The sequence below is a fragment of the Methylobacterium goesingense genome (assembly GCF_022179225.1).
GTDB classification, from domain to species: Bacteria; Pseudomonadota; Alphaproteobacteria; order Rhizobiales; family Beijerinckiaceae; genus Methylobacterium; species Methylobacterium goesingense.
Window position 1 is genome coordinate 1 of sequence record NZ_BPQL01000185.1, and the last position, 10423, is coordinate 10423.

The 10423-nt window shown below is 70.0% G+C and carries 12 protein-coding genes; 2 read left to right on the forward strand and 10 right to left on the reverse strand.

The window, feature by feature from the left end; all coding sequences use genetic code 11:
* A partial coding sequence (locus tag MFF30_RS23890; RefSeq protein ID WP_238282638.1) for an amidohydrolase family protein occupies positions 1-1011 on the reverse strand: 1011 nt, incomplete at its 3' end.
* A gap of 262 nt (positions 1012-1273) precedes the next feature.
* Between MFF30_RS23890 and MFF30_RS23895 the strand changes: the two genes are divergently transcribed.
* On the forward strand, positions 1274-1528 hold the full coding sequence (locus MFF30_RS23895; RefSeq protein WP_238282639.1) for a hypothetical protein: 255 nt from the start codon (positions 1274-1276) through the stop codon (positions 1526-1528).
* Between the two features lie 15 nt (positions 1529-1543).
* Here the strand turns inward: MFF30_RS23895 and MFF30_RS23900 are convergent, their stop codons facing one another.
* The 9 genes from MFF30_RS23900 to MFF30_RS23940 all read right to left on the reverse strand — a co-directional run bounded on the left by MFF30_RS23900 (position 1544) and on the right by MFF30_RS23940 (position 9163).
* A complete protein-coding gene (locus tag MFF30_RS23900) occupies positions 1544-1771 on the reverse strand; it encodes an alkylphosphonate utilization protein (RefSeq protein WP_238282641.1) in 228 nt (75 codons plus the stop codon).
* A 7-nt stretch (positions 1772-1778) separates the two neighbouring features.
* On the reverse strand, positions 1779-1982 hold the full coding sequence (locus MFF30_RS23905) for a hypothetical protein (protein WP_238282644.1): 204 nt from the start codon (positions 1980-1982) through the stop codon (positions 1779-1781).
* A 153-nt stretch (positions 1983-2135) separates the two neighbouring features.
* Positions 2136-2750: a PepSY domain-containing protein gene (locus MFF30_RS23910; protein ID WP_238282646.1), complete on the reverse strand. Its 615-nt coding sequence runs from the start codon at positions 2748-2750 to the stop codon at positions 2136-2138.
* 112 nt (positions 2751-2862) lie between these two features.
* Complete coding sequence (locus MFF30_RS23915; RefSeq protein ID WP_238282648.1) at positions 2863-3627, reverse strand: SOS response-associated peptidase; 765 nt, start codon at positions 3625-3627, stop codon at positions 2863-2865.
* A gap of 199 nt (positions 3628-3826) precedes the next feature.
* Positions 3827-4831: a magnesium transporter CorA family protein gene (locus tag MFF30_RS23920; RefSeq protein ID WP_238282650.1), complete on the reverse strand. Its 1005-nt coding sequence runs from the start codon at positions 4829-4831 to the stop codon at positions 3827-3829.
* A gap of 10 nt (positions 4832-4841) precedes the next feature.
* Positions 4842-5702, reverse strand: a complete 861-nt coding sequence (locus MFF30_RS23925) for an SDR family oxidoreductase (protein ID WP_238282652.1) — start codon at positions 5700-5702, stop codon at positions 4842-4844.
* Between the two features lie 29 nt (positions 5703-5731).
* Positions 5732-6550, reverse strand: a complete 819-nt coding sequence (locus tag MFF30_RS23930) for an SDR family NAD(P)-dependent oxidoreductase (RefSeq protein WP_238282656.1) — start codon at positions 6548-6550, stop codon at positions 5732-5734.
* Positions 6551-6603: 53 nt separating this feature from the next.
* Complete coding sequence (locus MFF30_RS23935; protein ID WP_238282653.1) at positions 6604-7362, reverse strand: enoyl-CoA hydratase-related protein; 759 nt, start codon at positions 7360-7362, stop codon at positions 6604-6606.
* Positions 7363-7399: 37 nt separating this feature from the next.
* On the reverse strand, positions 7400-9163 hold the full coding sequence (locus tag MFF30_RS23940; protein WP_238282654.1) for an acyl-CoA dehydrogenase family protein: 1764 nt from the start codon (positions 9161-9163) through the stop codon (positions 7400-7402).
* A 121-nt stretch (positions 9164-9284) separates the two neighbouring features.
* On the opposite strand from MFF30_RS23940, the gene MFF30_RS23945 reads away from it, so the two are divergent.
* The gene (locus MFF30_RS23945) at positions 9285-10298 is read left to right on the forward strand and encodes an L-threonylcarbamoyladenylate synthase (protein WP_238282655.1); all 1014 of its coding nucleotides are present in this window, start codon (positions 9285-9287) and stop codon (positions 10296-10298) included.
* Positions 10299-10423: the final 125 nt, after the last annotated feature.

The following is a 10423-nucleotide window of genomic DNA, read 5'->3' on the forward strand; positions in this document are numbered from 1 at the left end:
GAGGCCGTAGCGGGTGGCGGGGTGCAGCGAGCCCATCGACCAGGCCTGCACCTTCGGAACGCCCATCCGCACCGCCTCGCGCACCACCCAGTCGAGGCCGAAGGCGAGGAGGTCCTGCGCGTCGCGGTCGTCCGTGCAGACGCAGATCCGCTTGGCGGCTGCACCGTACTCCACCATCGTGCCGATGGCCTTGGGCAGGCTGTGCCAGGGCGTGGTCGGCGGACCGCCACGCAGGTAGATCCAGACGCCCGCTTCCAGGAGGTCGTCGGCGATGTCGCGGTCGATGGCCTCGTGCGTATCGGTGACGCCGCTGGCCGCGTAGGGGGCCACGAAGTCGCGCCCGTAGATGTGGCCCGAGACCGGGCGGCCGCGCTCCAGGGCGGCCCGGATGATGGCGTGGGCGCGGGGATCGCCCTCGCAGACCGCGACGAAGTCCATCTTCTCGCCGAGGCCGATCGCCTCCGGCCAGGCATCGAACAGGGCCGCGATCTTGACGGCGTCGAGATCGCCGCCCGCGGTCTCCAGTTCGGGCGAGGTCGCCGGCACGGTGCTGGGCACCGTGAGGTAGATGTTGAGGGGCGCCGCGCGGGCATCCTCCAGCATCCAGGCGATGCCGTCGCTGTCGAGCACGTTGCCGATCTCGTGGCTGTCGCAGACGATGGTGGTGGTGCCGTTGAGGAGCGCGGCCTCGGCGTACGCGCAGGCCGTGACCATGCTGCTCTCGATGTGCAGGTGCGGGTCCACGAGCCCCGGCGCGAGGAGGCCGCCGGCGAGGTCCTGGCGCGGCGCGCCGCCCCGGTAGGTGCCCGCCGGCTTGACCGCGGCGATCCGGCCGCCCGCGATCCAGACCTCGCGATCGGGCAGGATGCGCTCCGAGTACGTCGAGAGCAGGCGTGCCCCGGTAAGGACGCGGTCGGGCTCCGCCCGGCCCGAGGCCACCGCCGCGAGGTGGCGCGTCATGCGGCTCAAGGGTTCGACGGAAAAGCGCGTCAGCGTTCGCGTGTCGGTCATGCGATCTCCGGAGGCGGGCCATGCCGCCGCGCATGCATCGTGCCAGAGGCGTCGCGCGCGGGACAGCGGCCGCACGCGGCTTGTCAAAGGCGTCGTCCGGCACCATCTAAGCATCATGCCGGTCGCGACTCACGTCGCTCGATCGGAGACGGCCACGATGCAGGGCCAGGGTGACGCCGGATGTACGCGCACCCGCCACGCCGGCATCCGTGGCCGTTGGCTTTTTCCCCGTCCGCCGTCCCAGTTCGAGCGTCGTTTCCCCATGGCCAAGCGTACTAAGTCGAAACCGCAGGAACGCGGCTCCGTCCTCTTCGACGTCCTCTACGAAGACGAGTCCCGCGCCTCGAACCGGCGCGTTCCGATGGAGATCCTCGGCGGCCTCGACGGGGATGCCCCGGCCCGCGAGCTCATCGAAGAGCAGGACCGGGCGATTTCCGAGAAGTCGGGCCGACCGCTCCGCGCGATCCGCAGCCTCACTCGCTCTCCGCCGAGGCCCATCAACATCGGCGACGAGTAGGCCCCGCGCCCCGGCTCAAGCTTTCTTCAGGAAGGCGGTCTTCAGGACCAAGCCCTTCACCTTCTCGGCGTTGCATTCGATTTCCGCCGGATCGTCGGTCAGGCGGATGTTCTTGACCAGGGTGCCGCGCTTCAGGGTCGTGGAGGTGCCCTTCACCTTCAGATCCTTGATCAGCGTCACCGAATCGCCGTCCGCGAGCTTGGTGCCGTTCGAATCTCGTACCTCGTCCCTATCGGTGCTCATGCCGGCCTCAGCGCTCGGCCGGAACGTAGGGGCGGCCCGCATCGACCAGGGCCCGGTCGACTGCCTCGATGGCGAGCAGGATGCGGGTCAGGTCCTCGGCGGCCGAGGGGGCGGCGGCCTCGCTGGCCCCGATCCGGCGGGCGAGCGCCCCGCGCTGGCGGGCCAGGCTGGCCCGGGCCAGGTTCATGGTTTCGATCTCGTCCGACGTCATGCTGTCCTCGCCCCTGCGGCTGCCCCGGAGGGCTTGCCGTGAGCGATGCGGTCTTTACGCGTCCGATGCAACTGCGTCGCGTGCGCGGGCCTGCATCGCCTCAGGGACCGGGCGCCCCCGTTCTCGGAGCGCCCGGCGACCGCGACGGGTCGGTCAGTCGTTCTTCACCGTGCCGTCCGGTCCGACCTTGATCTCCTGCTCACGGTCCGTGAGGGCGACCTTGATCTCGTACTCCACGGCCTTGCCCTCGCGCTCGACCTCGGCCTCGTAGGCCTTGCCGCCGGGGGCCTTCTGCTCGGCCAGGGCGATCGCGTCCTTGAGCGAGACCTTGGCGTTCTGGAAGTCCGCGGGCTTCAGGCGGGTGAAGTAGCGCTCGATCGGCTGGTTCTCGGTCTTGTAGAGCTCGCCCGTGTCGGCGTTGATGCCGTACTCGACAAGCTTGCCGCTCGGGTAGACGACCTTGATCGCGTAGTGGGCGGGGTTCTTGCTGTCGGCCTTCTCAAAGTCGGCGTCGATGGCGCGGCCGCCCTTTTCCTCGCCCTTGGCCTCCGCCGTGGCGATCGCTGTCGCGAGGCTGGTCTTGGCCGACTTGGCGACCTGCCACTCCTTGAGGTTATCGTTCTTCTGGGTCGCCTCGGTGGCGGTCGCGGCCCGGCCGGTGTTCTCGGGGTTCTTGGTCAGGTCGGGGTTCTGGGCCAAGGCGGCGCCGGCCGTCAGGGCGAGAAGGCTGGCGGCTGCGGCAATACGGAGGGGATGGCGAATGGACATGGCGGGTCTCCCGTTTTCGGGTTGGTGTTGCCAGTCCTGAACGACCGGAGCGCGTTTTCGTTGCGCTGCGAGAGAGCGCGACCACGGCCATTTTTGCGCCGGGCCTTCGTCGTCAGAAAAGTGCGCCCTGCGCGTCCTCGTCGCTGGAGCGCGGTGCCGTCGCGGCGGGGACCGCCGTCATCGGAGGGCCGGGACGCGGCGCGGCGAGGGGTTCGATCAGGTCGGGCGCATCGGTGCGCGCGTCGTTCACCCGTGGGCTGACGGGGTCGAGGGTCAGCCATTCGTCCGGACAGGGCCGGCAGAGCCCCACGGCCGCGTCCGGTTCGACTCCGCGCGTGTCGAGCCAAGGTTCGATCTGATCGGGCGCCAGGATCGCGGGCATCCGGTCGTGCACGGCGGCCATGGTTCCGTTGGCGTCCGTCGTGACGATGGCGGCGGTGTCCACCTCCGAGCCGTCGGCCCCGAGCCAGTTCTCCCAGAGACCGGCGAGCGCCATGGGCTTGCCGTCGGCGCGGCGGATCATGAAGGGGGTCTTCGTGGCCCCCCTGCCCTTCCCCTCCCGGCGCCACTCGTAGAAGCCGTCGGCCAGGAAGACGCAGCGGCGATGGCGCAGGGCGCCGCGGAAGGTCGGCTTCTCCCGAAGGGTCTCGGCCCGCGCGTTGATGACGAGGGGGAAGTCCTTCGGGTCCTTGACCCAGCTCGGCCAGAGGCCCCAGCGCACCAGCCGGAACTGCCGCTGCCCGCGCTCGGCGAGCACCACCGGGACGGGCTGGGTCGGGGCCACGTTGTAGCGCGGTGGGAAGTTCGGCATTTCCGCGTAGCCGTAGAAGCTCCGAAAGATCTCGGGGGCCTGGGCGATGAAGAAGCGTCCGCACATCGACGAGAGATCCTGAAATCCGGCTCGACGGGTCGAGCGACATCCTGCGATACGCGCTCACCGTATGCCGCCTTTCGAGCGGCTCTCACAAGGCGTCCGCCGTGCCTCGTAGAGAGGGAGAATTGGCGCCGATCGGCAGTTCCGCGAGCGTCTCAGCCGTGGATTTCGCGGGCGGCCCGATGGGCCGCGAGCGATCTGCTCACAGCCAGCGCTTCCAGCGGAAGAACACGTACGGAAGCACGGCCGCGAAAACCATCATTACGATTGCCATCGGGTAGCCGAACCCCCAGTCGAGTTCCGGCATCGCCTTGAAGTTCATGCCGTAGATCGACGCGATCAGGGTCGGCGGCATGAAGACCACCGCCATGACCGAGAACAGTTTGATGATGTTGTTCTGCTCCAGGTTCACGAGGCCGAGCGTCGCGTCGAGCAGGAATTGGATCTTCGAGGACAGGAATGTGGCGTGCTCCTCGAGTGACTGGAGATCGCGCAGGGTCGAACGTACGTCCTCGCGCAACTCGCGGGGCGCCTTGGCGGTGCGGTAGGTCGCCGAGAGCGAGAGCAGGATGCGCTCCATCGAGACGAGGCTCTCGCGCTGCTTCGAGATGAGGTCGCCGTGGCGCCCAAGGGCGCGCAGCGTATCCTGCAGGGCGGTGTTGCGGGCGCTCGGGTCCTCCTTTTCCTCGAAGATCTTGCCCGAGAGCCGGTCGATGCGCTCACCCTGAAGCTGGAGCACGTCGGCCGCCCGGTCGATCACCGTCTCGATGAGGCCGGCCAGGATCGTCTCGCCCGAGGGCACCGCCGAGGGACCGTTGCCCGTGGAGCGGCCGGCCCGCTGCGTGTACATCCGGAAGGCCTGCGGCTCCTCGTAGCGCACGGTCACGAGACGGTTGCCGCGCAGGATGAACGTGATGCCGGCCAGCCCTGGCTCCTCGGACTCGCTGACCTTGCTCAGGACGCGGCCGGTCATGTAGCGCGCCCCGTCCTCGACATAGAGGAGTTCGGAGGGCTCGATGTCCTTCATCTCCTCGCGGGTCGGGACCGAGATGCCCATGAAGACCTCGACCTTGAGGTCCTCTTCCCGGGTTGGCCGCACCATGTCGAGCCAGACGGTGTCGTCCGGGATCGCCTCCTGCAGTTCGAGGGAACGGCGCTCGAGCAGGGTCTGCCCGGCGCCGGCGACCGGCTGGTGGATGAAGATCACGCGGGATGTCTCAGGCGAAGGCCCCGGAAGGCGGTGTGCTCGCATCCGGCACGAAGAAGTCCGGCGCAAGAGGGATGCCGGGTGTGACGCGGTATTTTGAAAAGTCCGTGACACCCTGCTCGGCCAGGAAGCTGTCGTCGATGAGAAAGCGGCCGGTGACCTCCCGCGAGTCCAGGCAGAACAGCGCGTGGGCGGCGTCCGCCAGGATCTCGGGCGTGCGGCTCGCCTGCATCAGGGCCTCCCCGCCGAGGAGGTTCTTCACGGCGGCCGTGGCGATGGTGGTGCGCGGCCAGAGCGCGTTGACCGCGATGCCCTGCCGTTTCAGCTCGCCGGCGAGTCCGAGGACGCAGAGCGACATACCGTACTTGGCGATGGAATAAGCCAGATGCGGCGCGAACCACTTCTCGGACATGTCGAGGGGCGGCGACAGCATGACGATATGCGGGTTCTGCGCCTTGGCCAGATGCGGGATCGCGTATTTGCTGACCATGTAGGTGCCGCGCGTGTTGATGCCGTGCATCAGGTCGAAGCGCTTCATCTCGGTCTCGGGCGTCCGGGTCAGCGAGATCGCGCTGGCATTGTTCACCACGATGTCGATGCCGCCGAAAGTCTCCGCCGTCCTGGCTATGGCCGAAGCCACGCTGTCCTCGTCGCGGACATCCACCAGGAGCGGAAGCGCCCGGCCGCCCGCCGCCTCGATGGCGGCGGCGGCGGTGTGGATGGTGCCCTCCAGCTTCGGGTGCGGCGTGTCGGTCTTGGCCGCGATGGCGATGTTCGCGCCGTCCTGGGCCGCCCGCAGGGCAATGGCGAGGCCGATCCCACGGGAAGCCCCAGTGATGAATAACGTTTTGCCCTTAAGCGATCCGCTCATGTCTCAGGTCTCCTCTCTCAGGTTTTTGTTCACGATTCTTGGGCGTCGATCTGGAACCGGGCCGGCTGCGTGCCGTCCGCATCGGTGAAGCCGTAATCGGCGGCGAGATCGCCCGCATGGAGGATCTGCCCGGCCCGGCCCGCCACATCCGGGTCGGCCGCCAAGGCGGCGAGCGCCCGGCCCGCATAGAGCGGGCTCTCGGTCGCCCGGTCGGCATGGCCGATGTCGACCGCGCGCTCGGTGCGCACGAAGCCGGGCGAGAGTCCGAGCGCGGTGACGCCGTGCGGCGTCAGTTCCCGGGCACAGGCATAGGCGAGCCGGTTCGTGGTGGCCTTGGCCAGGTCGTAGAAGATGTCGCCGAGGTAGCCCGGCGCGGTGTCGAAGGAGACGAAGGCGAGGAGGCCAGCTCTGGCCGAGACCATCGCGGGGGCGACCGCGCGGGCGAGAAGCAGCGCCGGGTACGGGCCGCTGCCGAAGAACTCCGAGAACGGCTCGGCCGAGCGGCGCCAGAACGGCGTGCCCCAGGCGGCGCCGTCGGCGTAGCGCTCGCCGTCATAGCCCTCATTGCCACCCCAGACGCTGGAGACGGCCACATCGATGCGGCCGAACCGGCGTAAGGTCCAGTGGACCAGCGTGTCGACCGCCCGCTCGCTGGTATGGTCGCAGAGGTAGTGATGCCCCTCGCCGCCGGCGGCATCGACCGCACGGGCCGTATCCTCGATGAATTCGGACCGGCCTTCCGTACGCGGCCCCGTCTCGCTGGAGCGCGCCGTGACGATCACGGTAGCGCCGGCCTCACCCAGCCCCCGGGCGATGCCCCGCCCGACCCCGCGCGAGGCCCCGGCCACGAGGCAGATCTTTCCACGCAGATCCGGAGTCTTGAAAAGGACGGGTCCGGCGCTCACGCCGGTTTGGCCCGGCCGAGGAAGCGCGCGAAGGCGGCCTGGGCTTCCGGCGCCCGCAAGCGTTCCTCGAAGGCGACGGCCTCGGCCTCGAGGGCGGCTTCCATTGCGGCCTGGTCACCGCGAATCAACGCCCGCGTCGCCTGCACCGCGCCGCGCGGGAGCCCGGCGAGGCGCGCCCCTTGCGCCTGGGCGTGTTCCAGCAGCAGCCCGGCCGGCATCACCCCGTTGACGAGGCCGAGGCCGAGCGCCTCGTCGGCGTCGAAGCCCTGGCTCAGGAGCAGCATCTCGGTTGCCTTCAGGAGTCCGACCCGGCGCGGCAGCAGGTAGCTCGATGCCGCCTCGGGCACGAGGCCGAGTTCGACGAAGGGCATGCGGAAGCGGGCGGCGGGGCTCGCATAGACGAGGTCGCAATGCAGGGTCAGGGTCGTGCCGATGCCCACCGCGATCCCGTCGACGGCGGCGATCATCGGCGTGCGGGTGCGGGCGAGCTGGCGGATGAACTGCAGGGCCGGCGCCTCGCGGAACGGCTTGCTCGCGCCCGCCACGAAGTCCGCGAGGTCGTTGCCGGCGCTGAACGCGCCCGGCGCCCCGGCGAACACCACGGCGCCGACGGCGTCAGCCGCATCGGCCTCCGCTAGGGCACCCCGCATGGCGTCGTACATGGCACCCGTCAGGGCGTTCTTCTTCTCGGGCCGGTCGATGCGGATGAGGCGGACGCCGTCGGCCGTGTCCTCGATCGCGATGTGCTCGCTCATGTCGCCCTGCCCCCGATCCTGTGCGGTTTCAGCTCTGTCAGCTCGCCAGGGCGAGTTCGGCGTCGTCTGTAAAGTGTCCGCCGGCGAGGATGCTCGCCTCGAGCCCCTCGGCGGCGGTGAGCAGGTTGTCGGCAAAGAAGCGCGCGAGTGCGATCCGGCCGGCATGGGCCGGGTCCGTCTCCCCCGCCTTCAGGGCCGCGTTAGCGGCGAGCGCCTGACGTCCGAGGCAGGCCCCGCCCTGAACGAGCCCGAACAGGCGCAGATACGGCGTCGCGCCGGCCAGCGCAGCCTCGGGCCGGTTCGACGCGAGAGCCTTCAACTGGAAGCTCGTCGCCCGGTCCAGGCTCTCGATGCCGGCGCGCAGTCGGGCGCCGATGCGGCCGAAGGCCGGGTCTGGGTCCTTCAGGAAACCCTCGGCGGTGCGCCGCAGGCTGGCGATCTGCGCCCGCACCGTGGCGCCACCATTCAGCGGCAGCTTGCGTGCGACGAGGTCGATGGCCTGGATGCCGTTGGTGCCCTCGTAGATGCCGAGGATGCGGGCGTCGCGCATGTGCTGGGCGGCGCCGGTCTCCTCCACGAAGCCCATGCCGCCATGGACCTGGACGCCCAGCGAGGTCACCTCGTTGGCGATGTCGGTGGAGAAGGCCTTGGCGACGGGAGTCAGCAGCGAGGCGCGGTCGTGGGCCGTCTGCCCCTCCGGGCCCTCCGCCGCGTCGAGGGCGTCCGCCGTGAGGTAGCAGATGCCACGGGCGGCCTGGGTGAAGGCCTTCATGGTCAGTAGCATGCGCTGCACGTCGGCATGGGCGACGATGGGGCTCGCCTCGGCGGACCCCGGCGCCTTGCCCTGGCGCCGGTCGCGAGCATAGCCCAGGGCCTGCTGGTAGGCGCGCTCGGCGATGCCGACGCCCTGCAGGCCGACATTGAGCCGGGCCGAGTTCATCATCGTGAACATGCAGGCGAGCCCGCGATTCGCCTCGCCGATGAGCCAGCCGATGGCGCCCCCGTCGTCGCCGAAGGCCATCGAGCAGGTCGGCGAGCCATGGATGCCGAGCTTGTGTTCGATGCCTGAGCAGCGCAGGTCGTTGCGGCTGCCGTCCGGCAGCACCTTCGGCACGAGGAACAGCGAGATGCCCCGGGTGCCGGCCGGCGCATCCTTGAGCCGGGCCAGCACGAGGTGGACGATGTTGTCGGTCAGGTCGTGCTCGCCGTAAGTGATGTAGATCTTCGCGCCGACGATCCGGTAGGAGCCGTCGCCGACGGGCTCGGCCCGGCTGCGCAGGAGCGCGAGATCCGAGCCGGCCTGCGGCTCGGTCAGGTTCATGGTCGCGGTCCATTCGCCCGAGACGAGCTTGTCGAGGTAGCGCGTCTTCAGGTCGTCCGAGCCGTGCTGAGCCAGGGCCTCGATTCCGCCGGCCGTGAGGAGCGGGCAGAGGCCGAAGGCGATGCTGGCGGCGTTCCACATCTCCGTGCAGGCCGCGTTGAGGACCAGGGGCAGGCCCTGGCCGCCATGCTCGGGGTCGGCGCTGAGGCCGTTCCAGCCGCCGTCGATCCAGGTCCGGTAGGCCTCGCGCCAGCCCGGCGGGGTGGTGATGGCCCCGTCCTTGAGCGGCGTGCCGTGGCGGTCGCCCACCCGGTTGAGGGGAGCGATGACCGATTCGGCGACCTTACCGGCCTCGGCCAGGATCGCCTCGGCGTCCTCCAGCGCGAGGTCGCCGTGCCGGCCGGCGGCCAGGGCGGCGTCGAGTCCGGCCACGTGGCGCAGGGCGAACAGCATGTCGGCCACCGGTGCGCGATAGGTCATGATGCTTCCTCCCGCGCCTTGGTTGATCCGGCGCGTGTCGCCCAGTGTTTGACGCAAGCCCCGGCCGGGCGCTAGGCCCGGGCGATCCCCGCCGAAGGGGTACGGCAAAGATAGTTTAGATATGAACGATCTCGGGTCAATCCCCGGTGATGCGATCCCGTCCGTGGCGACGCGATGCCTCAGAGACGATGCGCACGGGATGGAGGCGGCGGCCGCGCTGCTCCGCGCGGGCCAGGTCGTGGCCTTCCCCACCGAGACGGTCTACGGCCTCGGCGCCGACGCCACCGACCCGTCGGCGGTGGCACGGATTTTCACCGCCAAGGAGCGCCCGCGCTTCAACCCGCTGATCGCGCATCTGCCCGACGCAGAGGCGGCCTTGGCCGAGGGCGTGTTCGACGACGCGGCGCGGAGCCTCGCCGCCGCGTTCTGGCCCGGCGCCCTCACGCTGGTGGTCCCGGCCGCGCCCGGCTGCCGGATCTGCGACCTCGCCCGAGCGGGTCTACCGAGCGTCGCCCTGCGGGTGCCGGCGCCCGAGCGGACCCGGGCATTGCTGGCCCGCGTCGGCCGGCCGGTCGCGGCGCCTTCCGCCAATCGCTCGGGCCGCGTCAGTCCGACCAGCGCCGCGCACGTGCTCGCCGATCTCGACGGTCGGATCATGGCCGTGCTCGACGGCGGCGAGACGCCGGTCGGTGTCGAATCCACGGTGGTCGCCTGCCTCGGCGGCACGCCACGGCTGTTGCGGCCGGGCGGGATCACGCGGGAGGCTCTGGAGGCGCGGCTCGGCGTGGCCCTTGCAGGTCCGGAAGGCCCGGATGCGATCCATCCGGTTGGCCCAGGGCTGCTCGCCTCCCACTACGCGCCGCGGGCGCAGGTTCGTCTCGACGCGGCGTCCGTCGCGCCGGAGGAGGTCGCGTTGCTGTTCGGGCCCGATCCGCTGCCGGGGGCGGATGCGGCCCGGGCGCGCCTCAATCTCAGTCCGGCCGGGGACTTGGCCGAGGCAGCGGCCCGCCTGTTCTCGGCGCTGCGCCAGCTCGACGGCATCGGCGCGCCAGTGATCGCGGTCGCGCCGATCCCCGAACGCGGTCTCGGCGAGGCGATCAATGATCGGCTGCGGAGGGCCTCCGCGCCGCGCTGAAACTTTTTTCGAATTTTCTTGGAACCAGACCCGGGGGACTGCGTTTTACCATCACGAAGGCCAGTACTGCCCCCAATGGCCTTTTCCCTTTCAGGGCTCGGATTGCTCCGAGCCCTGAAAGGGAA